The organism is Endozoicomonas numazuensis (assembly GCF_000722635.1).
Classification (GTDB): domain Bacteria; phylum Pseudomonadota; class Gammaproteobacteria; order Pseudomonadales; family Endozoicomonadaceae; genus Endozoicomonas_A; species Endozoicomonas_A numazuensis.
Map to the genome: position 1 here is coordinate 1,137,717 of NZ_JOKH01000001.1, position 24,005 is coordinate 1,161,721.

The 24,005-nt window shown below is 47.6% G+C and carries 20 protein-coding genes; 11 read left to right on the forward strand and 9 right to left on the reverse strand.

The features are described 5' to 3' along the window. Window positions 1-34 precede the first annotated feature (34 nt). A complete protein-coding gene (locus GZ78_RS05035; RefSeq protein WP_236631476.1) occupies window positions 35-1,123 on the forward strand; it encodes a WYL domain-containing protein in 1,089 nt (362 codons plus the stop codon). 370 nt (window positions 1,124-1,493) lie between these two features. Here GZ78_RS05035 and GZ78_RS05040 read toward each other — a convergent pair whose 3' ends face one another. Further along, entirely contained in the window at window positions 1,494-2,162 is a 669-nt protein-coding gene (locus GZ78_RS05040) for an NUDIX hydrolase (RefSeq protein WP_034833234.1), read from the reverse strand. A gap of 530 nt (window positions 2,163-2,692) precedes the next feature. Here GZ78_RS05040 and GZ78_RS05045 point away from each other — a divergent pair. Genes GZ78_RS05045 through GZ78_RS05055 form a run of 3 tightly spaced genes read left to right on the forward strand, consistent with a single transcriptional unit; the run spans window position 2,693 to window position 6,013 of the window. Beyond that, window positions 2,693-4,147: a glycosyltransferase family 4 protein gene (locus GZ78_RS05045; RefSeq protein ID WP_081869718.1), complete on the forward strand. Its 1,455-nt coding sequence runs from the start codon at window positions 2,693-2,695 to the stop codon at window positions 4,145-4,147. Window positions 4,148-4,170: 23 nt separating this feature from the next. After that, the gene (locus GZ78_RS05050) at window positions 4,171-4,929 is read left to right on the forward strand and encodes a class I SAM-dependent methyltransferase (RefSeq protein WP_034833240.1); all 759 of its coding nucleotides are present in this window, start codon (window positions 4,171-4,173) and stop codon (window positions 4,927-4,929) included. Further along, window positions 4,922-6,013 (forward strand): prenyltransferase/squalene oxidase repeat-containing protein, encoded by a 1,092-nt coding sequence (locus GZ78_RS05055; RefSeq protein WP_034833243.1) that lies wholly within the window; start codon window positions 4,922-4,924, stop codon window positions 6,011-6,013. Before GZ78_RS05050 ends, GZ78_RS05055 begins: the two co-directional genes overlap by 8 nt. On the opposite strand, the gene GZ78_RS05060 is transcribed toward GZ78_RS05055, so the two are convergent. Continuing rightward, a complete protein-coding gene (locus GZ78_RS05060) occupies window positions 6,010-6,627 on the reverse strand; it encodes a class I SAM-dependent methyltransferase (RefSeq protein ID WP_034833246.1) in 618 nt (205 codons plus the stop codon). The two genes, GZ78_RS05055 and GZ78_RS05060, sit on opposite strands and share 4 nt — an antisense overlap. 103 nt (window positions 6,628-6,730) lie before the next feature. Here GZ78_RS05060 and GZ78_RS30600 point away from each other — a divergent pair, with 103 nt between their 5' ends. Then, a complete protein-coding gene (locus GZ78_RS30600) occupies window positions 6,731-7,453 on the forward strand; it encodes an acyltransferase (protein WP_034833249.1) in 723 nt (240 codons plus the stop codon). Between the two features lie 803 nt (window positions 7,454-8,256). Here the strand turns inward: GZ78_RS30600 and GZ78_RS05075 are convergent. After that, a complete protein-coding gene (locus GZ78_RS05075) occupies window positions 8,257-9,600 on the reverse strand; it encodes a WD40 repeat domain-containing protein (protein WP_034833254.1) in 1,344 nt (447 codons plus the stop codon). A 625-nt stretch (window positions 9,601-10,225) separates the two neighbouring features. Between GZ78_RS05075 and GZ78_RS05080 the strand changes: the two genes are divergently transcribed. Together GZ78_RS05080 and GZ78_RS05085 are read left to right on the forward strand one after the other, a co-directional pair. Beyond that, window positions 10,226-10,777, forward strand: coding sequence for a hypothetical protein (locus GZ78_RS05080; RefSeq protein WP_034833257.1), 552 nt, complete (start codon window positions 10,226-10,228; stop codon window positions 10,775-10,777). A gap of 107 nt (window positions 10,778-10,884) precedes the next feature. Beyond that, complete coding sequence (locus GZ78_RS05085; protein ID WP_034833261.1) at window positions 10,885-11,124, forward strand: hypothetical protein; 240 nt, start codon at window positions 10,885-10,887, stop codon at window positions 11,122-11,124. A 60-nt stretch (window positions 11,125-11,184) separates the two neighbouring features. Here GZ78_RS05085 and GZ78_RS05090 read toward each other — a convergent pair whose 3' ends face one another. After that, window positions 11,185-13,113 (reverse strand): DUF1302 domain-containing protein, encoded by a 1,929-nt coding sequence (locus GZ78_RS05090; protein ID WP_034833264.1) that lies wholly within the window; start codon window positions 13,111-13,113, stop codon window positions 11,185-11,187. A 483-nt stretch (window positions 13,114-13,596) separates the two neighbouring features. Next, window positions 13,597-14,586: a hypothetical protein gene (locus GZ78_RS05095; RefSeq protein WP_034833266.1), complete on the reverse strand. Its 990-nt coding sequence runs from the start codon at window positions 14,584-14,586 to the stop codon at window positions 13,597-13,599. 311 nt (window positions 14,587-14,897) lie between these two features. Between GZ78_RS05095 and GZ78_RS05100 the strand changes: the two genes are divergently transcribed. The 3 genes from GZ78_RS05100 (at window position 14,898) to GZ78_RS27160 (ending at window position 19,701) form a co-directional block, all read left to right on the forward strand. Continuing rightward, window positions 14,898-15,146 carry a hypothetical protein gene (locus GZ78_RS05100; protein WP_152558557.1) on the forward strand — a complete coding sequence of 83 codons (249 nt, stop codon included), beginning with the start codon at window positions 14,898-14,900 and terminating at the stop codon, window positions 15,144-15,146. A gap of 50 nt (window positions 15,147-15,196) precedes the next feature. Beyond that, on the forward strand, window positions 15,197-18,328 hold the full coding sequence (locus GZ78_RS05105; RefSeq protein ID WP_034833271.1) for a hypothetical protein: 3,132 nt from the start codon (window positions 15,197-15,199) through the stop codon (window positions 18,326-18,328). A gap of 560 nt (window positions 18,329-18,888) precedes the next feature. Beyond that, window positions 18,889-19,701 (forward strand): PTS sugar transporter subunit IIA, encoded by an 813-nt coding sequence (locus tag GZ78_RS27160; RefSeq protein WP_051785830.1) that lies wholly within the window; start codon window positions 18,889-18,891, stop codon window positions 19,699-19,701. Between the two features lie 127 nt (window positions 19,702-19,828). Here GZ78_RS27160 and GZ78_RS05115 read toward each other — a convergent pair whose 3' ends face one another. Next, window positions 19,829-20,287, reverse strand: a complete 459-nt coding sequence (locus tag GZ78_RS05115; protein WP_034833273.1) for a hypothetical protein — start codon at window positions 20,285-20,287, stop codon at window positions 19,829-19,831. Window positions 20,288-20,778: 491 nt separating this feature from the next. On the opposite strand from GZ78_RS05115, the gene GZ78_RS27165 reads away from it, so the two are divergent. Beyond that, window positions 20,779-21,756, forward strand: coding sequence for a LysR family transcriptional regulator (locus GZ78_RS27165; protein WP_051785831.1), 978 nt, complete (start codon window positions 20,779-20,781; stop codon window positions 21,754-21,756). On the opposite strand, the gene ilvM is transcribed toward GZ78_RS27165, so the two are convergent. From ilvM to GZ78_RS05135, 3 genes are read right to left on the reverse strand one after another with little or no spacing between them, the layout of a single operon-like run. Continuing rightward, window positions 21,753-22,043, reverse strand: a complete 291-nt coding sequence (gene ilvM, locus GZ78_RS05125) for an acetolactate synthase 2 small subunit (RefSeq protein WP_034833276.1) — start codon at window positions 22,041-22,043, stop codon at window positions 21,753-21,755. The genes GZ78_RS27165 and ilvM overlap by 4 nt on opposite strands. Next, complete coding sequence (gene ilvG / locus GZ78_RS05130; protein WP_034833277.1) at window positions 22,040-23,686, reverse strand: acetolactate synthase 2 catalytic subunit; 1,647 nt, start codon at window positions 23,684-23,686, stop codon at window positions 22,040-22,042. The genes ilvM and ilvG overlap by 4 nt, the downstream gene beginning before the upstream one ends. Further along, window positions 23,673-23,885: a hypothetical protein gene (locus GZ78_RS05135; RefSeq protein WP_034833280.1), complete on the reverse strand. Its 213-nt coding sequence runs from the start codon at window positions 23,883-23,885 to the stop codon at window positions 23,673-23,675. The genes ilvG and GZ78_RS05135 overlap by 14 nt, the downstream gene beginning before the upstream one ends. Between the last annotated feature and the right edge of the window lie 120 nt (window positions 23,886-24,005).

Below are 24,005 nucleotides of genomic sequence, written 5' to 3' on the forward strand. Positions count from 1 at the left end.
TATGAAAGCTATGTCTGATTAACCTCTGGAGTTAGTGATTAAATTAATGGATTCAGCTCAGGCATGCCCAAGGCATGTATTCATTGACCAAATGCTTTATTTTACCGGCCGACTGTCTCGCAGCGACCTTGTTTCTGTTTTTGGCGTAGGAGTAGCCACTGCTAGCCGAGATATTTCAGCCTTCACAAGTAGCTTGAAAGAGCCCGACTGTGTAATAAGTCGTGGTAGGGAAGGCTACTGGGCCAGAGAAAATTACAAGCCAAAATTCAATCATAACCCTGAAGTAGCATTGGATTTAATGACCAGCTCCTTGGTGAAGCATTGGGTTGATAAACCCAACTATGGGCATAACCAACCTTTAAGTTACAAATCGCTTGAAGCTGAGGTTATTGCTCCCATTACGTGTGCATTAGTTGCGCAGAAACCTGTCCAACTCCTATATCAGACTTCAGGTAACAATGGATTAGAGCGCTTAGTCGTGCCCATTGCCCTTTTCGTAGCCAGCGGGTTTCGATATGTCCGTGTGTATGAGATCAACCGACAGCGATTTATAACTCTGAAACTAACTAGAGTTATATCCTCAAGTTTGGATACTCAAAGTCAACGAATTACTATTCCAGTCGATGAGGAATGGTCAAGGCAGGTTATCTTATCGATTGGAGCCCATCCCTATCATCCATCAAAAGAGAGCATTGAACGAGATTATGGTTTACCTCGTGACGGGATCAAAAATTATTCTGTGACTGCGGGTTTTGCAGGATATTTACTTGCAGAGTGGCGTGTAGACTGTTCTGGTGCAGGCTTTCTGGATCCTATTCAGTACCCGTTCACATTAGCCAATAGGCAGGAGCTGGAAGAAGTAAATTCTTTAGAGATTGCACCAGGGTTTCAAGTCTCTGATTACAGTTTTACTGTTGTCATAAGTAGTGTTGAAAAAATCACCAATGACTTAGAAAAAACTATCTATGAGTCAGGCTGCAGTGATGGGCTGCTGTGTGAAACAGATGGTGCTGTTTCTTTGAGACTCAGAAGAACGCACCTTAGTTTGGATCAGGCGATTGGTTCAGTGTTGAAGAAGTTATCCAGTTGCGGCTTAAATCAGTTGAAAGTCATTTTCCAGTAACGTTTTTTTGTGGTTAAAAAAATTTGCTCTCGATGTGGAGATGAATTTTTACAGATATCGATTTCCTCAAAGGTCTTATTTGAATTGCGGATAGGCATTCTATGATAGGACCAAAGTTCAGAGTCTACGATCAATAGTTTTATATTATGGCTTGCAGGAAACTACCAGCTTATGGTGTTAAAGCGATGTAATTTACCAGCATATGGTTAAAATACATACCAGCTTATGGTGAAAATTAGAACCTAATATCAATAGGTTAAAGAAGATTTCTTACCAGCTTATGGTGTTTCCATCAAATTACCCTCCCTTGATATTAAGCTCTCTTTACTGTGTTCAGCTATAAATGCTCAAGCAGTAAAGAGAACTCTATTCAACTCGAATGAACATACCGCCAACACCCATCAACCAACAAACAACGATGCCGGGCACCAGCCACATCAGGATCACCCGACTCATAACCCGCATCACCGGGATAAAGCATTACTAGCTGCTCATCGGCAAAGTTGGCTTTGGGTAAGAATGTCAATGGCTCTTTATCTTGAAAGTGTTGTATAGCTTCAGCCACAGATGCGCATTGTTGTAACCAATGAAAGGTCACCAGAGTGGGTGGCATCATTTCTATGTCTTTTTCTTCCTGCCTTGAGATGGCTTCTGTCGGAGTTACCCAGTCAGAATCGACAATCTCTCCTCCATCAACAATGACCTCACTGGAGTTGGCTGGTGCCAGGAAAAAGTGGGTATCAAATCGTTTGGGTGCAGTTTCCGGAGTGATCCAGCGGGAGATATACACCAGTTCATCGGGGTTGATGGTCAGAGCGGCTTCTTCCAGTGTTTCTCTTGCAGCTGCGTTTTTTAATGTTTGCTGTTCTGATTCAGCCTGATCCTGCTCTTCTACCGAGCCACCGGGAAAAACCCAGAACCCGCCCAGAAAATTTGCCCGGCTGTTTTTACGCATAATCAGAGTTTCAAGTCCTTTGGGGCCATCCCGCAGGATTACGACAGTGGCAGCCTGTCTGGCAGGGGCTTGGGCATTGCTCATTCTTTCAACATCCTGATTGTTATTATTCTTTATGGTGTTATTTAACCTCAAACTGGCGCCCGTTACACGACTATCTATATAGAGCTGTCATTTCACGCCTGCTTCAGTTTATGTTATTTTGCCCCAACTCCGGTGGTCAGTAACAACCCACCAACGGGGAACCTATAACACCTGCTCATGCTTTGCTTAGGAAAGCATGTGCAGAGTGAACTACAGGGATCGATACAGTACTCCGAAATCCAGCGGTTATTTTCAGGAGCCTGACCGGGAATAGGCAACTCGGCCAAAAATCCAGAAAGAACAGCCTGATTGTTCTACTGAATTTTATGTGCAAGCACTATTCTCAGTCAGCCTTCTAGTTCATCTGGACGCTTTAAAGCAACAATCTTAACTGTACCCTGTCCGAATCTGACAGAAAGGACTCACCAGCATAAACGATACGGGCAGAAAACATGTGGCCTTTGTCCCGTCACACCCGGCAAACTACGCTGTTTCTGACCCCAGAACCCAGTCTGGTGACAGGTTATCCAATGACCATACAAGAACAACTACCCAACACACTGACGACAGCCAGCACCCTGTCGTCTGAGTTACCCAAAAAACCCGCCAGATCTCTGAATATCTGTCTGCTGGGTTATCGCAGCCACCCTTTTGTGGGCGGCCAGGGCATTTACCTGAAATATCTGAGTAAAGCTCTGGTAGAAGCAGGCCATAAAGTAGACGTTATTTCTGGCCCTCCCTACCCTGACCTGGACCCGAGGGTTGGCCTGGTTGAGATCCCCAGCCTGGACTTGTTCAGTGTTGAAAGCCATGTGACCGCACTGAGACCCAGACACCTTAAGTCCTGGTCTGATTTCTTTGAATGGTGGGCCATGCTGACCGGAGGCTTTGCCGAGCCTTATACCTTCACCCGTCGTGTAGTGAAATATCTGCGTAAAAATGGTCACAACTACGACATTATTCACGACAACCAGAGCCTCGGTTATGGTCTGCTGGACCTGCAAAAACAGGGCATTCCTGTAGTCGCTACGGTCCATCACCCAATAACCCGTGACCGACAACTGGCTCTGGATGCCGCCCCTGACTGGAAACATCGCCTGCTAACTCGTCGCTGGTACTCCTTCCTGGGTATGCAAGGTAAAGTCGTTCGTGGATTGAAGCACATTGTCACTGTTTCAGAGCAATCTCGCGGTGATATAGCGGAGGCATTCAGTCGTTCAGCTGACGACATCAGCCTGATATACAACGGTATAGACACTGATACTTTCTCTCCCCAGCCTCATATTGAGCGAAAGCCATTCAGAATCATGACAACGGCCTCTGCGGACCAGCCTCTCAAAGGTTTGAAATACCTGCTCGAAGCCATGGCTCTATTGAAATCCGATTATCCGGAGCTGGAGCTTCTGGTCGTAGGTAAGCTAAAAGAAGGCGGTCAGACAGAACTGCAGCTCAAGCAACTTAACCTGGGATCCGCCGTAAAGTTTGTGTCGGGGATTTCCACCGAACAAATGGTGGAGCATTACTCTGAAGCAGCAATCGCTGTATCACCTTCACTCTATGAAGGTTTTGGCCTGCCAGCCGGTGAAGCCATGTCCTGCGGCTGTGCTGTTATTTCCTCAGACGGTGGCGCCCTGCCAGAAGTCGTAGGTGATGCAGGCCTGATCGTTAAGGCTGGCAATAGCGAAGCGCTGGCAAAAGCGTTGCAAACACTGCTGGAAAGCCCTGAAAAGCGGGCCGAATACGGGCAGCTGGGTCGCCAAAGAATTTTGGACACCTTCTGCTGGAAGGTAGCTGCCAGACAGTTCAGCCAGTATTACCTGAACTTGCTGGATACTGAACAACAGCCAGTAGCGTTAGAAGACACAGACAATGCCGATGCAGATCTCAACCAGACAGCCCTGAGCCAACAGACAGCCCTGAGCCAACAGACAGCCCTGAGCCAACAGACAGCCCTGAGCCAACAGACTACATCTGTCAGCGGATGATGCCCGAGGATAAGTGAAACAAGATGCAAACCATAGATTTTAATCGTCTGAAGTTGCGCAATGGCGATAAAGTGCTGGACGTGGGTTGCGGTGAGGGCCGTCATTCCATTGCAGCCTGGCTGGAAGCCAAAGTGGACGTCACAGGCCTGGATCTGTGCGAGAAAGATCTGCAGACTGCCCGCAATAAACAACAGGAAGCGGTCGATTATCTGCAAGGCTCGCAAGAGGGCCGAAGTATCCAGTTTATTCAGGGCAATGCGCTTGAGCTGCCTTTTGAAGACAATACCTTTGACAAAATCATGTGCTCCGAGGTGCTGGAACATATTCCGGATTACCAGGGTGTTCTGGCTGAAATCAAGCGCGTTCTGAAGCCCGATGGGCTGTTAGCCGTCAGTGTACCAAGAGCCTGGCCAGAAGAAATCTGCTGGCGCCTCAGTAAGGCCTACCATGAGGTTGAAGGCGGTCATATCCGAATCTTCAACTCCACTCACCTTCGTCACGATATTGAGTCGCTAGGCTGGCGCCGTTACTCACGACACTGGGCTCATGCCCTGCACTCTCCCTATTGGTGGCTGAAATGCTGGAAATGGGAGCAGCCCTCCAGGCTGGTCGATCAATATCACAAACTGCTGGTGTGGGACTTGATGGAGAAGCCCAAGGTAACTCGAATTACAGAGAAGCTGCTCGACCCGGTTCTGGGCAAAAGTGTGGTGATGTATTTCGAGGCGGAGCCTGGCAAAGGTCAATCCAACGCTACAAACAAGGAGGTTTGTCATGGATAGCCTGTTGCTGACCAAAGGCATATTCCCAAGAGACTTTCTCAATAAAACCGCTGACTATATTCTCTCTGTTCAGCTGGAAGACGGCAGCATTCCCTGGTTTACCGACGGTAAACTGGACCCTTGGGATCATACCGAAGCCGCTATGGGGCTGAGCATTACCGGCCATTATCCAGAGGCTGAAAAAGCTTATGACTGGCTGCGACAGCAACAGCTGGAAGATGGCAGCTGGTTTGCAAACTATCAGGACGGTAAGCCGCTCTACAGTGATAAAAGAGAAACAAACTTTGTCGCCTATGTAGCGACCGGCGTCTGGCATCATTACCTGATCACTCAAGATACCGCCTTTCTGGAAAAAAACTGGTCAATGGTCAACAGTGCCATCCAGTTTGTACTCAGACAGCAATCACCTACCGGCGAAATCTACTGGGCAGTAATGGAACAGGGTCAGCCAGAGAAAGACGCTCTGATCACGGGCTGTTCTTCTGTTCTCAAAAGCCTTGAGTGTGCCATTCTGATCGCCGAAGCGCTGAATAAGAACGTTGAGCCTTGGCACGAAGCCTGGCAACAGCTGGGGCAGGCACTGAAATATCATCCTGAAAACTTTGATCGCACCTGGGAAAGCAAAGACCGATTCTCCATGGACTGGTTCTACCCGATTCTGGCCGGTGTATTCCGAGGTCAGGAAGCCCGTGACCGACTGCAGAAGTTCTGGGACAAATTTGTCCGCAAGGATATGGGCTGTGTCTGTGTCAGCGATCAGCCCTGGGTTACTATTGCCGAGTCCTGCGAACTGACCATGGCTCTGCTGGCTGCCGGAGAAAAAAAGAAAGCCACACAACTCTACAGCTGGCTGCACAATTGGCGCGACAGTGATGGCGGATACTGGACTGGTTACCAATATGCTGAAGACGTTATCTGGCCAGAAGAGAAAACCGCCTGGACAGCCGGTGCTATTTTGCTGGCAGCGGATGCTCTGACCGAACACACCGCTGCTTCACGTCTGTTCCTGGAGTCCAGTCTGAACATAAGGCCAGAAGTGGAACTGCCAGAAACCGAAGAGGCTCTGGCAGCGGTCAACAATTAACGGCGACGGAACAATCCCAGGGTGTTGACCATGGGCAGTTCTTCAAACAGTCCGGAAGCTTTAGCCAGCTTCCAGATATTGTAAGGAGCCTGCCCACCTTCTTCCGGATTGGGAAAGATGTCGTGTATTGCCAGAATACCACCGGGCTTGATAAAGCTGACCCAGCTGCGAAAGTCTGTCTGGGCGGCTTCTTCACTGTGACCACCGTCAATAAATACCATACCCAAAGGGGTGGCCCAATGACGAGAGGCAACGGCTGAAGGGGCAACAATGGGGACAATAGTATCGTCCAGTCTGGCTTCACGCATTGTGGTTCGGAAGACTTTAAAACTGTCCATCAACTGAATGCTGTCATCGTAGAGGTCGCTGTCATGATACTCTTCGCCCAACTGATGCTCTTCTGAGCCCCGGTGATGGTCAACGGCATACAGCACGCTGTTATTTTGCTGGCAGGCAACGCCCAGGTAAACCGTAGACTTGCCACAGTAGCTGCCAATTTCCAGACAGGGGCCTAATTGACTGGCTTCCAGAGCATACTGGTAAAGCGCTTCGCCTTCTTCTGGTGCCAGAAAGCCTTTAACAGAATCGATATTGAGTGGCAGTTGTACAGGCATAGTTTCGTTTTTTCATTTTAATAAGTCAGAAGTAGCTCAGTCAGTGACTGGCTCTAAGTACCTGTCCAGGTACTTCTGCATAATAACAAATCAGGCTTGAGCAGTGCGTAAAAATCATCAACCCTTTTGGCTGAAGCAGCTGATTCAGAGCTGGGACCGCTTTTATATCCGTCATTACTTCAGCAAACATTTTGATCGTCTTGGTAAAAATGCCATGGTCGTTCATCCGCATACGGTGGATGTCAACGGTGCCAATATTACCATTGGCGACTCTCTGTATATGCTGAGTACCCGTCATAATCCGGTCAGCATCACGACCTGGAGTGGGCGGGGTATTCAGGGTAACGTGGATATTGGCAGTTACTGCCTGATTTCTCCCGGCACCAGTATCTCCTCAGCAGATCGCATCTCTATTGGTGATAACTGCATGTTTGCAGCCGACTGCTATATCTCCGACAGCGACTGGCATGGTCTCTATAACCGTCTGCGGCCTTTTCGCTGCAGTAAGCCTATTGTTCTGGAAGACAATGTCTGGCTCGGGCACGGTGCCAAAGTCGGTAAGGGCGTCACCATAGGCAGAAACAGCGTCGTTGCAGCTGGCTCAGTAGTAGTGAAAGATGTGCCACCCAATACTGTTGTAGGTGGCAACCCGGCCAAAGAGATAAAAAAATTAAACCCCAATCGCCGAATGTTAAAGCGGGAATTCCTGTTTAAAGACAGTGATCGTTTCCTGCAGATGCAGGTAGACCTGGAGCGTTACGTTTCCGGAGGCAATACTTTGCGTGGCTGGATTCGCCACAAGTTTTTTCCAAGAAAGGGTGATTAATACCAATCGCACTTTCAAAATCCCCTATTGTGCAGCCATTTGAGTCCAATATTCTGCGTTGGGGATCGTCGCCATAGCTACGGCTATGACTCCTCACCCCGCCTTTATGCCCTGTGGGTATTGCCTATTGGACTCAAATGGCTTGCTCATAACGGGGTTTGAAAATTTGATTGGTATAAGTCATATTCACGGGTAGTCCTAACAGACCCCTGATGTTGAAAAAAGCATCACGAGGCGCTACCAGGTTGGTCACCAGGGCCAGATGGGCATAGCAGGAGTGGTGGTAGATAGGCTGTTAAAGAGTTAGGCTACCTCTCTCCGCTCATTCCTTGAAGTTATTAACCTCAGAGCTTTATGAATAGCGTTTGGTGGCAATCTTAGACTGTTAATACTTTCCAGGTACTGGCCCACTTGCATCAAACCGTTCTCAATCGCAGCTCTTGTAGCTGCGGGAAGCGTCTTCTTTTGAGCATAATCTGCCGTATTCATACACCATTGGGCAGTGGCTGTATAAACCTGCTCCATGCCTGCCCGCAAAAGAACATGTCTGTAAAAGACTGGCTTGATTCTAAATTCCCCTGGCAGGCCAGAGCACCACAGGACTGACTCACACCTTCCCTGATCAAGATCTTAACCTTTCGACACAAAAGATAAGTACTTGCACCTAAAAAACACGTATGAAAATGCCTTGGTGTTGATATTTACCGCAAACACTTTAAGTCGTGCGACTTACAACACCTGACTCATGACCATCGGTCATGAGCGTCATGTCTTCTGACAATAGACCTGTAGATCACAAGTCCTTAAGACATGTCCAGAACCCAAAACAAGAACAACCTTTCACCCAAGGCAGCTGTAGTATGAAAAAGCCTTTCCACCTGATGGCCAAACCNAGGGCTCGGTGAAGTGGGCTGGTTGTCGTCTATAGCGACAGAAGAGCTAACCACCACCATCGTTACCGTCGAAGTTGGCTGCAAGGTTGGCTGTTCGGTTAAAGAAAGTTCAGGCAGTCCTTCCAGAGAATAGAGCTCAAGGTCGCTTTGCCTGTTGCCTACCGCCAGCCAGGTGCCATTGGGGTGAAAGGCGAGAGAATACACCTCACTCATATTGTTTGCCATTGTCAGGGTATCGAGCTGGGTCTGGTTTGTGGCCTCATACAGGTGAACCCTGGGGCCTTCGGCCACCACATAATGTTCGCCACCGGGGTGGTACAAGACAACGCGGGCGTCCGCATCAAATGTCATGTTTTGAATCAGGGTAAAATGACCCTCAGCCTCCCTGAGCCAGAGGCGTGCCCGTTCATCGTCACCGCCAGAAAGCAGCCGGGTGCCATCGGGGCTAAAGCTGAGATCCTGCACGATATCATTGTGCGCCGTTATATTAACGTAGCTGATGTCACTGAGGTGGGTGAGGTTATGCACCCGGATCTCGCCATCCCCGTCACCCGAAGCCAGCCATGGCCCTTGGCTGTCCAGTGCATACACGTCACTGGGGAATGCGCCCGGCAAGGGTATACTGACCGTTTGGTTCGCCGGGTTTATCAGTGATAGCTGGCCTTCGCGACCGTATGCCAACCAGGTATCATCCAGAATGTAGGTGTGAGCGCGAATATTTGTTGAATCTGCAAAATTTACAACGTATTGCTCCATTAAATCGCCCTCATCGGTTGAGGCCAGAAAGGAGTATAAATAATCTCGTCTACCAGTTGCTATACAGCCCCCCCCCGAACAGATACTTGCCTTCCGTAACGTAGCTGATGTCAAATGTTGATGTCTAAGCCGATGAATGTTTTTCTGGGCAGGGGTGAGAGCACTGGTATTGAAACGCTGAACAAACGTTTGTTGAATGCCAATTACTGTGGACCCTGTCATCACCAATTCAGAACCGTCCGGTTTAAAGCGGAGCGCTGTCACCCAAACTGGCGACCCATAGGCTCTGCCTTCTTCATCCAGCTCCATCAACTCAGTGGAGTTGAACTTTATCGCCGGGCCGGGAATAAACCTTACGTCTTCAGGCTTGCCACTGCCTTCGGTTATCCCGTGGCTGATGCTGGCCAGAACGCCCAGCATCAGCCCGGCCAGTTTGCTGATCATGGTTAATGCTCGATTTCTTTTCAGCACAATGTTTACCTGTGGAAGTTCACCCATGAAAGTTCACCAATGGAATTTTATAAACCGGGATGGTGATTGTAGTTCAAGTTCACAAGGCAGGGTCATGATTCAAATGCGGTGATAAATCCATGGGAAGGCACTGTTCGTGGTGGAGTCCCACCTCCGTGGGAATATCACTTTTTTCAGGAACAGTGAACACTTTCACCAAAAGATTTCAGCAAGCGTTTGGCGCATAAGACTTAATACCAATCGCACTTTCAAAATCCCCTATTGTGCAGCCATTTGAGTCCAATATTCTGCGTTGGGGATCGTCGCCATAGCTACGGCTATGACTCCTCACCCCGCCTTTATGCCCTGTGGGTATTGCCTATTGGGCTCAAATGGCTTGCTCATAACGGGGTTTGAAAGTTTGATTGGTATAACAACCTGAGTGAGCGACAGATCAGTGAGTATGTAAAACGGCGAAAGATCAATGGTGGAACTCGGAGTACTCTCGGTCGAAATGACCTGGTGCGGGAAACATCTGCTCAGCTTCTGGGTATCCCTGCCTTCGAATTTTGAGCAGTTACTCTAATTTTGCATCTTGTAGGTAAAAGCAGTAAAAATAAAAAGACAGCCGTAAATTTAAAAATAATAAAAATAAACAAAGAGGCTGATTTTCATGAGTAATACTAAGAAAAATAATCTTTCTGAAGATATTCACGCTTCAGGTTTTCCTGCTTTTGAACAACATCTGTTGTATTTAAAGCTCGCTATTCAAAAGTTTGCATTATCGATAGGCAGTTCTGTCAGGAAGTCCTCTTCAGGGAATTTTGGAACCTGGCCTGAGCAATTAGAGCAATTGAGATGGCGATACAAGCTCCGTTTTATTGATTTTTATCCCGTCAAAAAGAGCTGGGTCAACGAAACGGATTTGTTGCCTGTCTGGGCGCAGGAGGCTCTGAAAAGTCAGCAATTATATTTGATTGCTTATGTGCCCTTCCAGAATGTGCATTCTGCAGTATATTTAGGCGCTGATAAGTCGATGGCAGCAGGTTGTCTTAGCAGCGGTATTGAAGCAGATGAAGCGATCTCGACATGGTGTCGTCGGTCTGGATTTACTGTTACAGGCGTCTGTCTTAATTCTTTTTTAAATGAAGAGACACTCAATCGGCTGGCTTCACGCAGTGCTGATACTCGCTATCTTCTGACTGACCTGCCATTTGTTCACTGATTTTATCCTCCTGTCGCTGTCTATATTTTCAGCGGCAGGTGTGCTCTTTATTTCACCAGTGCATAGCCGATAACTCCTGCTCCGTTTATTAACAGGAATAATTCGAGATGAAAGTACTCGTCGTATCTTTCGTCGCTGCGGTGCTGTCTGGAAGTGCCCTGGCGAGTGAAAAAGCTGAGAGCCATAAACCGGTATGCAAACCTCTGGCTCAGGTGCATGTTGAACAGTCTGGAAGGGCTCCGTCTATTTCTCCCAAGTTCTATGTGACCAGTGAAGCAGATTACAAGGCTTGCCGTAAAATGGCTGCTGAGAAGGGCGCGCATGTGATTATTGATCCAAACGCTTGATCTGAATAGTCATAAAGCCCGGAGACTTATGTCTGCCGGGCTTTATTATTTAGTAGCAGGTTAGAAGGTGTAGCCTATAGATCCAACCAGAACACCTTTTCTCAGCATGGTACTTGCATCACCCTCCCAGGATAGTTTGGCAATAATATCGTCATACTTGCCTGTAACCCCCAGAGTCAGTTTTTTCTCACCTTCTTCAAATCGGCCAGTTCTATGAGAATTACCGCTTACATCATGAGTAAACCGAAGGGTACTTTCGATATCAAAGCCCTCAGTCAAAACATTATTCCAATTTGCGCCGAGCATAACATTGTAGCCCCAGCTTAATCGATCAAGACGCTCATCAGCATTTAATGATGGGTTTTCTTTAGCGTACGCATTTGAACCTTTGGCTACGTATCGGTCGTAGTCATCCAGACCGCCAACTAATTGAAACGCTGCTTCTGTGACGACATACATCAAGTCAGTACCAAGAACAGCGCCAAAAGGTTGAATGACCGATAAGGAGCCGTCCCAAAGGTCTACTTTTGTATAGTTTTGATACCACTGATTATTTGCAGAAATGGTTCTTGCAGGATCTGCAACAGATATTGGAATATCTTCGCCGGCCAGAATGCCGTCACCGCTTGTTAATAAACGAGCAGCTCCGGCATAACCATAAGTGAGAATATCATCGGGGTGATCTATCCAAATGGGAGCGTCAGGGCGGTAAGAGAGTTCTCCGGCAATTTGAGTATACCCAAACACTTTTGTATTAAAGCTGGCTGCCCAGATTTCAATATCTTCTACATAGCTTGCCCGAGCATTGACATTGTTTGCCAATAGATTGGCTGGAGCAAAAGCACCTAGCCCTGAAGCTGCTAATCCCTGGGTTTCTGCCAGTACTTTTGAGTTGGCCTGAATGTCTATTGTAGGAATACTGGAGTGGTAGTTAGCGTAGTATAAAGCTATTTCTGTATCCGGTAATGATTCAGGTGTGAAACTAAGTCGGGCTCCCCACTGTCCATCATTACGGGCATCTTTTGTAGCTGATACATCGGCAACTTTTATATAGTCACTGGTGGCAGCTCCTGCACCCAGAATTGCATTCAGTTGATCCGCTGTGGGTTTAAATCCTAGCGGAGCAAAAACCGACTCAATGGTATAGTAACCGTATTCAGAACCGGGAACAAAAAGGTCTGTATCCTGACCGAAGGTGCCTCGACCCGGGAGTATAGAAGCTTCCCAGTCATACTGAATGAAAGTGGCAAGGCTGACCTGATCATTGAAGTCAAAGTCAACTTTCAGCATGCCTTGTGCAAGTTTAAGATCGTCTGTTGATCCTGGCATGCTGGCAAGAGCTCCATCATAGGCATTCAAGTCCATCAATCCACCACCGTAGAAGATAGTTTCTCCCCAGTTGTGGACTTGATCTCCGAGACTTATTTTCAGCTTTTTGTCACCCTCAAATGCCCAGCTACCATAAACATAGGCTTGTTGGAATTTTGCTCCACGGCCCTGGTTGTCTTTAACTTTATCGCTCCAGCCGTTAAATGTGCCGGTTTCATCAGGGAGCCCTTTGGCAACGTCATCAGCATTATTATCTACCCATTTGTTGTTACCATTCATAAGTACGTCGTCGTAGAATGCTGTGCCGCGAACAAACAGTCCGTAATTTTCTTTTTTTAGTTCTAATTCAGAAGAAGCCCTGAAAACCTTACTGACAAAATCACCGTCAAATGAGCGAAGGCCGTCGTTTATGTTTTCGTCGTGCGTCAAAGCCCCTGTATTGTGATCTTCAGGGGTTTCATACCCTTTCAGGTCGTACTTTGCGCCAATACTAATGGTGGTGTTCAGAGAGCCCTGAATGTCTCCGTCTGCGAAATCAAATTCGTAAGCGTGTGCAGATGTCAGTGCGATTGAGCCGGTCAGCAGAAAGCCGGCAGCTTTAGGGGCGAGCTGTAGCGCCCGCACAGATGTGCGGGCAACTACGGAAGGTTCGTCCGTCATGGTTGCTGTCCTTGCCATTATTATTATTTTTTTAATGGTCGTGTTTTTTTATTATTATTACGGTGGCGTAGGTATCTTTACCTATTCAAACGAACGTTTCAAGTTCTTTTGATGATTTTTGTCTGTTTTTTCAGCATTCTGACTCTATTTTATTTATCCGCTGTCGTACTGTTTTCAGGCCTTCCTTGTGTACCAAAGCCTTCGCCAGTTCCGGCATCTTTTCACCAGAATCTTTGCTGTGCATCTTGTAGGTCAAAATGGATTTATCGGCATTACCCGGTTTAATGTCTACGGCAAAACCACCACGGCCCCGGCCTGCCGTAATCGGTTGTTTATATATCTACGGACGTGTATTGGGGCGTGTATTGGGAGGTGTATTGGGAGGTGTATCCATACTCAGGAATAAGCCGCTGGTGTTACCAGGTCCTTTGGTGTCATGACAATGACTGCAGTTGGCGTCGAGGTGGCTTCGTGTTCTTTTGTCTAACTTTCAATATCTAATCGAGTAGTCGTGATGCCTTTAAATTTTTTTTCGAGCCTTAGTTGATCGGCGGCGAATAACGTATGGTAGTTTTTGCAAAACCTTTCTTCATGGGGTTCAAGTAGTGCTTCTATTGCCGTAGCAATGCCATTCTTATAGGGAGGTAAATCAATATCGTGTAGTCTGCAAAGTGTTTTTGTAATCAATTCGGCAATTGCACCGGAACCTCGTATAGTGGGTGCCAAGTGAGCATACCACCAATGTATTTTTGGTATTACCGTTAAATCACCCTCTATTGCTTTTTGAATCAGCTGTTCAATGTATGGTATCACTATTTTTATTTGTCTGTGATATGTGTGAATCCAAATTGCAGATTCTAAGTGGTCTCCCTGATAGCTTTCTGGGTATTTACCAAAGGTAGCTTCAGTCTTTTTGGTTACATTTAGTATTGGGATAAATACAGTCTGAGTTAATGGGACTTTAATATTACCCATATACCCCTGAACCAACCCGAAACGAGCTGCAGTGAACTCTGTGTTTCTAAAAGTCCAACCGATCGTCTCCAGATTGCATGCGTCTTCATAGTGGCCTTTTTCGTAGGGGATATTAATAGCTCTTGGTAGTACATATCCATAGGCTCTGTGATTGCCTTCTATTGGGGTATGGTAAGTGAATCCTTGACTGATTTCGCGAGCTCTTTCGGTGTTGCGACGTAAACCAAAGTGTTCATGGTTAAGTTCATTACGTTTGACTGCAATGTCATGCCTTGCTGTCTCAAGGTGACGAATTAAAGTTTTGGAAGTTAACCGTTTTGATTTTAAATATTCAACCGACTTTATTATGGTGTTTTCTATCTCGCGGTTCCATATATCTTCATCACCATAATATAGCCACGAGTCAATATTTCTATGAGCGATATGCTTGCCTTTAACAGATAGACTATCTTGATTGTTGAGCAGTACCGGGCTTGGATTGAATTTTTTTATTTTCATAACAGGCCCCGAATATACGGAATCACCTTTATTAGTTAAAGATGCAGGGGCTGATGATATCGATGGTGATATCGATGGTGATGTCGATGGTGATGTCGATGGTGATGTCGATGGTGATGTTGTGTCCATCTCTTTCTATACCTTGGTTATAAGATCTATGTGTCCATCTCTTTCTATACCTTGGTTATAAGATCTAATAGATATAGTATTTTGAGTTTGCTCGTTACTGTTGGTTCAACAACGTGGGTAACGATATGGTTAGGGAAACTGACAGGTGAGCCTTTTCTTTGGCAAGGAAGCGGTGGCTGTTCATGTGGTCTGTGGTTTTGCCCATCGCCCGAAAAAGCTCGGAGTTGCAATTGCAGTCATCTTCTATTCCATTAAAGAAACAGGCTTTATACAACCCGGCTGTCTGGTTGACGACTTATGTGCTCAATTGCAGGCTCAGGAAGCTTCAGTATCAACTGGAGTTGGATCATGTCGAGAAACAGAAGCGTTTGAGTCTTTTGCACAAGCTTTTGATTAGCCCTCTGCCTGATGCTATCAAGCTCTCCGGATAAGTGCGGATATTTATACAGGATAAATTGCGTTTATTCGGCAGGGAATGCTAATGGAAACCAGTGGCAGCGGGCGATCCAGAAGACCGGGGGGGATTACAGCCGGGTCTGTTCCCCAGACTCCGACCAGCAGCAGTAGTAGTGTGTTGCATAACCAGAGAACGGTCAACAGTAAAAAAAACGTTCAGTCTCAGAGGCATTTGGAGGCAGGTGGTTCCCCAGATACTTTTGTTCCCCTGTCAATGAGGAAGATTACTTCGGTAGGGAGCTGGTTGGCTGGACTGGTGGGTTTCCTGAAAGCGCCGGTTATGGCTTTCGTAAGAGGTTCTATCCAGAGTGCTGCTGACGATCAGGTTAAGAAGTTAAAAAAATCCATTGATGTCCTTAAAGGTGAGATAGCCGGGCTTGAGGGCGAAGTGGTAACAGCACGGCAGACAGCCCAAAAGTATCAGACGGAGCTTGATCAAACAGAAAGAGATCCGGCTACGATGACGGCCGACGATGTCAAAATCTATACCTTGACCCTCAGGGCAGTGGCGGACAATGAAGCGGACATTGCTGAAAAGAACGCAAAGATTGCGGATAAAAAAGCCAAAATTGCTAGAAAAGCTGCAGAAATCAAGGAACAACCCGGTCAGGTAGAGCTCACCGCTAAAATGACGTCGGATAATCTTGAGCCCGGGCTGAAAATTTTATTGGGTTTGAGGAGCGTTTTCGAAAAGAAAAAGTCGGACAAATCTGGCAAGAAAACCTATGAGATTTCGGCGGGTAATATGGTTTATTCAGAGCCAGGAGCCCCTCCACTGTCCATTGAAGACCTGAAGATCTACATTGATGAATTCAGTGAATCGCCAGGGCCTGTTTTAACGCTTAATATTCCTGCTATTCAAGGCTGGATTAAAGGAACCGGCGAGCGAATGAAACTCTCTGTAGGGGGTCGCGTGGTTATTTCACCTCCACTGAGTGAGCCTCTGAAAGAAATACTGACCTGTAGAAAGCTGAGAATAACTGACAAGTTGGATGCCCTGTCCAAGGTGTTCACTCAGTTCAGCAAACAAATTGCCAAACCAGATAGCACAGCGCTTTTCAGTGATGCAATTAAGGTGGAGATCCGTCATTTTGATCAGCTGGAAGGTAAAAAAGAACACAGTGTTTTAACTCATCCTGTTGCCTCAGCCATGGCGACGTTGCTGAACCCTATGCTGACAGGGTGGCAGAACGCCAAGAACAAGAGTGGGCTGGAGTCAGCACGATCATTGGCAGGGTTTGACCGGAATCAGTGTGACCGTTTTCAGGCCAAGCTGGATGCTCTGAGAAAAATGGAGAGTGGGCTTCAGGCTATGCAGCCCAAGCTGGTTGACCCTGAGGGAAAGCAAGTATTAAAAGAGCAGCTTGAGCGAACTCAGCAGCAAATCAGGAATGCCCATGGCAGTCATGTGTTTAATCAGAGGCATCTGTCAGCCAGGGAGAAATCTATCCAATCTCTGGAAGGGCGGTCAGCACCCGCCAGACAGGCTCTGAACAATTATCAGAACCTGCTGCACATGTTCTTTGGTTTAAGAGCCCGGCTTTTGGGCCATGTGGAACAAAAGCCTGTACACATCACAATGCCTGAGCAACAGGTGGACATCACAGGTGCAGGCCATCTCCGATTATATGATCTGAACATGCATCTTCAGGATCTGGTCACAAATGAAGACGGCTCTGTTGATATCACCATTCCTCAGTTGGAATCAAAGGTGGCCTTACACAACAGCGCCAGTAAAAAAGAAGAGTCTGTGCCTGTTGCTTTCAGAGATGTAAAAATACATCTCCATCCGACCATTGCTCCTCTGGTATTGGGAGCATTGAATACCCGTTTCCCTATTGATATTGAAAAAGTTGAACGGCTCATCCGGTCATTCACTCAGCAGACATCAGCTTACAGAGACCCGGGCAGTGGTGGGTTGAGCCCAAAAGCCATTGGTGAGCATCTGGACATCAGTATCGGCCACGTTTTCTTTAAAGATGGAACGTCAGCCGTGGAGTGTGATGACAGAGTCCGGTCAGACCTCAATCAACTGACTGAAAAAATGTCCGATCTGTTGGCCAGTCCCATGTCGCCTCAGAAACTGGGAACGGTTCTGGAAAAAGAGCTTGGTCTCAGAGGGGAGCATGCAGTCAAAGTATTGAATGTGCTTTCGCTGGGGTTGTTGGGCCCTGAGCCGGAACCTGTTCACTTGTCTGTGCCTGATCCTGATCCTGTGATCCCAAGGATGGCGCTTGACGAAGAAGGGCTGACGGCAGGGCAAAGGTTTGATCCTCAGTTATCGGTCACTTCTGAGCCGCTGGAGGTAGAGCACCCGGAGCGAGTAGAAGAAAATGTTGATGTTAATCCAGAACGAACGGTTCCTGTTTCTGAGAAGCCCGACAGTCTGGCTGCTGTTGTAGAAGATGACACTGATTTGGAGCTCAGTCCTGCCGCGATTCACTCTTCAGTTTCATCGTCTCCTGAACCACTCGTTGAAAATCTGGAAGATAAAACGGAGTCAGTCACACCCCCACCTCTCACTCATATTGAGCATCTGGATGAAGTTAACGAGTCTGATGAGGTGAGCCCGACAGTAGAAGTGCTTTCTGACGAACCCATTGTTGAAACACCGGCTCCCCGCACAGGTGAGAGCAATCGTCTTGAAGAGAGTGGAGAACTTTTATCCATAGGGTCAACAGGACCTGTAACGTTTACCCCTGTTCGTCAGGACAGTCTGGAAGATTCCATTCCTCAAAGTTCTGTCGTAGAAGCGTTTCAAGAAACGCCTGTACTGCACCAGATTACCCTGGCAGAGCTTCAGCATTGTGAAGGGATTACGAACCCTGCGGTGGATGATGAGGCGTCTGGTGAACCTGTCGTCAGTTTTGATATGGAGACGGACGTCGGAAAACTGTTCGGTAAAGTGAACGTCTTTATTCGCTGGTTGCTGGGAGGCGAAAAGGCTTCTCTGGCTGTTTCCAGTGAAACCGAGGGCGGTGTTCTGGAGCTCGGCAAGCCCAGAATATCTGTGAAAAAGTCCGGTTTTCTGGGGTGGCGAAGTTTGCTGGCAAATTACTGGTTACAGAGACAGTTGAAGAAAAGGCCGCTGACTTTGGAGCTGGGTATCAGAGCAGAGCAGAAGACATTGAGTTTGCAGTGTGTTGAAGCATCGTAAGCTTAGGTTCGAATTTGTCAGAGTGGAGTCGGCCTGAAGCAGAGTGACAGCCTGAGTTTTAATAGCCCATCTCCCTTGAATAGGTGAGGATATTCGGCAACTGCTCTTGTGTTGCTCTACCTTCTGCATCCTTGCAGTTGTCGCTCACTCCGATCACAGGCTCCTAGGAGGCTGACCGAGAATAGACAGTCCGGCCTAAAATCCAGAAAGAACGGCCATCTTTTCCACTGGATTTGCTTAAATAGGTCAACTATTCGCACAAATCCAGTGAAAAAGCTGACTCGTTCTACTGAATTTTATGCTCGGACGCTATTCTCGGTCAGCCTCCTAGCTTATTGCCTCCTCATATTTCCAATGGTAATGGGTATATTCGTTATCTTCTGATTCCTGTGAAATCACGATCTGCTTTCAGATAGATGACTTCTGTCCCAGCCCGGTCTACTTTTGTGGGTGGGGTTAACTATAAAAACACTTCCCTGAAGGATAACTGGCTATAAAGGCCTTCTTGCGTTTTGGCTATATTTTGATGGCTGGAACGTATTAGCGCGGTTTGTTCATTGATGTTAAAACTCGAAAAAGCACAGATATTTTTACAGCAGGAAGCAAAAAGCAAGCAGGAAGCTTTGCAGTTGGCAGGTAAAAAAATGCTGGAGACCGGTCTGGTTTCGGCTGACTATCTTCCCGGTATTCATACCAGGGAGACGCTTGCCTCTACTTTTCTGGATCATGGTATAGCGATTCCCCATGGCATGCCGGAGCACAGGCACGCCATCAAGAAAACGGGCATCGTTGTCATTCAGTTTCCTGAAGGCGTGGAGTGGGGGCTGGATCAGCACGTCTTTCTGGCTTTTGGCATTGCTGCACAATGCAATGAGCATCTCAGGATTTTGAGTGGCCTCACTCGTGTTCTGGATAATCGTCCTTTATGCAGTTATCTGGCTCGTACCCGTGAGCCTGACAGAATTGTTGATGCTCTGGAAGGAAAACCACTTCCTGGGCTTGGTAGTTTGTCTGAGTGGCAAAAGGCCTACTTAAACCAGAGCCAGAGAGAAACCTGCGAAAGAGGCTGGGTCAGCCGTTCACGCAGCAAAGCCAGAGAGTTGTCCAGAGAGTATGTGATTCACAACTGCAATGGTTTGCATGCCCGGTGTGGCAGTGCCTTTATTTCAGCTCTCACGGATTACGATATGCGGGTTGATGTGAGAAATGTCAGTAAAAATGGTGAGTATGTGAATGGGCGAAGTCTGGTTAAGTTGCTGGGGCTTGAGCTGGTCTGTGGTGAAGTTCTGGGGGTCCGACTTTCAGGGCAGCATGCAACGGCTGCGTTAAAGCGTCTGGATAAGCTTCTTTCAGAAGAGTTCGCTTCGATATAACACTCTTTATACGATGCCAAAAAGGCAAGCGCCCTTAAATGGGCGCTTTGGCTAACGCTGACTGGAGCTCAGGTCTCCAGAAAGTCATATGTTTCATCTACCTGAGTGATGAAAGTTGAGGCAACCCTTAATGACGGGTTTCACTGGCTGGCATAATGTTTGGGTGATCAAGCCAGTCTTCAGGGCACTCATCAATAGAGTCCACTGCTTCGGCTTCATTCAATTCCTCCCGGGTTGCCAGCACTGCCAGATCCTTGGCAAAACTCTGTAATAGATCGATGACTTCCTCCCTGTCAGGATCGAGACTTTCATCAAAATTGATATTGAAGAGAGGATTGTCATTTTCGTACTCCTCTCCTTTACGCATGAGCGTCATTTGAAGGCCGGGGTGCTCATAGTCCGCTACTTCGGCCAGTTTGAATGTGACTGACTGGGCTTCCCTGAGAACAGACAGCAGTTTCAGGGCTTCGGCAGCACTGATATCACCTGAATCAACACAGGCTTCAACATATTCCCTGGCCGATAACCCCGAGTCCAGGTAGTTGTCCACCAGATCCTGCAGTTCTTTGTACTTGTTATGGCTCATGGACCCTCCTTACTGCGCTTTCAGTAATGCCTGTAAACAGGTTTGACCCGGGAGGTAGCTCAGACAATCTCCCGGGGGCAGTCGGGCCGTATATCACAGCACAACCCGCTATGGCTTCCGGACTGCTGGACAGTACCTGTAAACGAGCGCACATCTCCAGTGTACCTGATTACGAATCAAATGAAAGTTTAAATAGGTATTTGTACTTTGTCGTGTTTCGGGTGTTACGGAAAGGTGTGGTGGGGCTCTTCTAACGGGGTGCTTTCAATGGTACTTTTAAGCGGAATGATTTTTTAAGCGCAATGATTCTTTCAAAAAAGTTTTGTGGAAGTTTTTATTCATTGTGGAAGTTTTTATTCATTGTGGAAGTTTTTATTCATTGTGGAAGTTTTTATTCATTGTGGAAGTTTTTATTCATAATGTAGGGCTGTTTAGCCATACTTTCATTTTCTACACTCCCCTCTGCTACTTCTCTTTCGCTATGGGCATTTATGAATCTTTCCAGACTGAACCTTAACCTGCTGCCCGGCCTGAAAGCCCTGCTGGACACTCAGAGTGTTTCCAAAGCCGCGCAGATGATGTGTGTTACCCAGTCTGCCATGAGCCGAACGTTGGCTCAGCTTCGGGAAGCATTGAATGACCCGATTCTGATCAGAAAGGGCAATCGAATCTTTTTGTCCGAGAAAGCGGTGTCTCTGCACGAAGATGTGAACAGGGTGGTCTCGGAAGCCAGCAGCATCTTTGAAAACCAGCAGTTTGATATAGCAACGACCCAAAGACATTTTCGGATCGCTTCAGGACACACAGTTCTGGAGCGGATTCTGCCAGAAGTGTTGCAAAAAATCTGGGCTGTGGCACCTGGGCTGACCTTTGAGTTACAGGCGATAAACCCTGCTGTGGATGTCGCGGCGGGCAAGCTTGATTTGTCCATAGGTTATATGGGTCTTCAGGGAGAGGGGTTGTCCAGTTTTTCATTGATGAAAGACCGGATGTGCCTGATTCTTTGTGACAACCACCCTCTGGCTCATGAGTCTTTTTCAGAGGAGGCGTTAAAGTCGTTCTCCTTTGTTGTCCAGCGGGACAATATGAACCTGCATCAGCAGGGAGAAATTAACAGTTTTCTCCGTACCGTGCAGGTGAAAACCTGGTCTCCCAGTCTTTCTGTCAGTCTGGCACTGATCAAGAGAACCGATTGTGTTTTTCTTGCTCCTGCCTCCCTGTCGATGTTTATGGAAGATCTTTCAGGCTTTGTCATCAGGGAGTGCCCACAAAGCATCCCGGACGTGAGCTTTAATATTGTCTGGCCTGAATACTGGGAGCTGAACAGAGCCCATCGATGGATGAGAGAGTTTGTTAGAGACGAGCTGCTGGAACATATCCAGAGTAAAGAGCTGGATATGTTCATGAGTGAATCTGAGCGGGGTCAGGAAGAAGAAAATGTTTCCCTTCCTGACCCGGAATCTCCTTAGAAGATACTTTCCTGAGTCATGGTATTAGCCGCCATGGGCTGGCGAACATAGAGGACGTCATAAAGTTTCTCAATCTGGCTGGTGAGCATTTCAATAGGGCGCTCACTGCAGACATCCAGATCTGCAGACACCATTTTTCCACACTCAGAGCTGCTCATGGAGCAGCTCTCAAGATCAAACCCCCTGTGTCTGACTACGCGCAGGAGCCGTTCCATCACCTCTGGTTTTTTATGGCACTGAATGGTCAGTGAATAGTTTGTTTTCGGTGATTGTTGGGAAGAGCTCATGCGCTTGCCTCCATCATTTCGTGGTTAGCGGAACCAGGTGGCACCAGGGGCCAAACATTTTCTCGTTCATCAATGCAGACATGAAGAATTCTTGCACCCGGTGTCTGGAGCATTTCATTCAGAGCCGGAAGCACTTCCTGTCTTTTGGTGATCATTCTGCCTTCAATGCCAAATGCCTTGGCCAGTGTTACAAAGTCGGGATTGTCCGAAAGATCGGTTTCACTATAACGCTGGTCAAAGAAGAGCTCTTGCCATTGCTTAACCATGCCAAGACGCTGGTTGTCGAGTAAGACAATTTTGACGGGAAGTTGTTTTCGTTTGATAGAAGCCAGTTCCTGAACATTCATCATGAAAGAACCATCCCCTGAGACCAGTATTACGTCGTCTTCTGGTCTTGAAATAGCTGCACCTATGGCTGCTGGGAGACCAAACCCCATTGTTCCCAGGCCTGCGCTGGAGAGGTGGTTGGAGGGATGATAAAAGCTCATGTGTTGGGCTACCCACATCTGGTGCTGGCCCACGTCACAACTGATCACTGTGTTTTCGCTGGTGGCTTCGGATAACTGTTTCAGAAGCAATGGTGCAAAGATATCTTCACCGGGTTTGTCGTAGCACCATTGGCTGGAGGCACGGCTGGTTTTGCAGTGCTGTAACCAGTGATTTTTTTCGAGTGCAATAGTCAGACTGTTGAGGTTTTTTTTCAGGCAGCCGCTCAGGCTGACGTCAGCAAGGCGACGTTTTCCAAATTCTGCTGGGTCGATATCGAGGTGAACAACTTTAGCGTTGGGAGCAAAACGCTCAAGTTTGCCCGTTACCCGATCATCAAAACGCGCTCCGATAGCCACTAACAGATCGCATTCCTGAACTGCCAGATTGGCAGCCCGGGTTCCATGCATACCTAACATGCCAAGATAGGCATGGTCGTCAGGACGAACGGCGCCAATGCCTTTCAAGGTGCAAACGCTGGGGATGCCGGTTCCTGCCAAAAATGCCCGAAGCTCTCCCACTGCATTGGCCATTCCCACGCCTCCACCGATATAGGCAACCGGTTGGCTGCTCTTCTGGAGTAAGGTGATGGCCTGGTTGATTTTGTCAAAACTGTCAGAAGCTCTTTCCTCAATCACATCAAGAGGTGGTGCATAGTGGGCCTCTGCCTGTTGAACATCTTTTGGCAGATCAACCAGCACAGGACCAGGGCGGCCAGACTGAGCCAGAGCAAAAGCTTTGTTGAGTGTTTCGCAGATATCGTTCGGATCTGTCACCAGAAAGCTGTGTTTTGTGCAGCTCAGAGTCATTCCTAAAATATCGATTTCCTGAAAGGCATCGGTGCCCATCATGGCGGTGGGTACCTGACCAGTGATGGCAACCAGTGGAATAGAATCCAGCATGGCGTCAGATAACGCTGTGATCAGATTGGTGGCACCGGGACCTGAGGTGGCAATACAGACTCCGGTTTTACCACTGGCTCTGGCATAGCCGATAGCGGCAAAAGCGGCCCCCTGCTCATGCCTGCAAAGCAGATGTTCAACATTGGATCCCAGAAGGGCGTCATACACCGGCATAATGGTACCACCGGGATATCCAAAAACGTGCTGGATACCACGTTGAGAGAGGTTCTTTACCAGTGCATTAGCGCCGTTCATGGGGCTGTTCTCTCTTCTGCTGGGGATGAACTTCTGCCTTGATACGTGCCGGCTTTTGAGTGTTGTGTTCAAACCACTGCTGCAGAGAGAAAAACGCGGCAACAGGGAGGATAATCAGTAACAGTTCAGGAAAACTGACGACAGCGACAATGACCAGGCTTAGAACAGCAATGATCAGTGTGTTGTTTACGTTTAGCATGGCTCTATCCTTTCTGTTCGGAGCAAGACTCTTTTTTGCTCCCGGGTTTTACAGACCCCAAATATGAAAAAACCCCCGGACCTTTCGGTGCGGGGGTTTCCTGGAAACTCTGATCTGTCA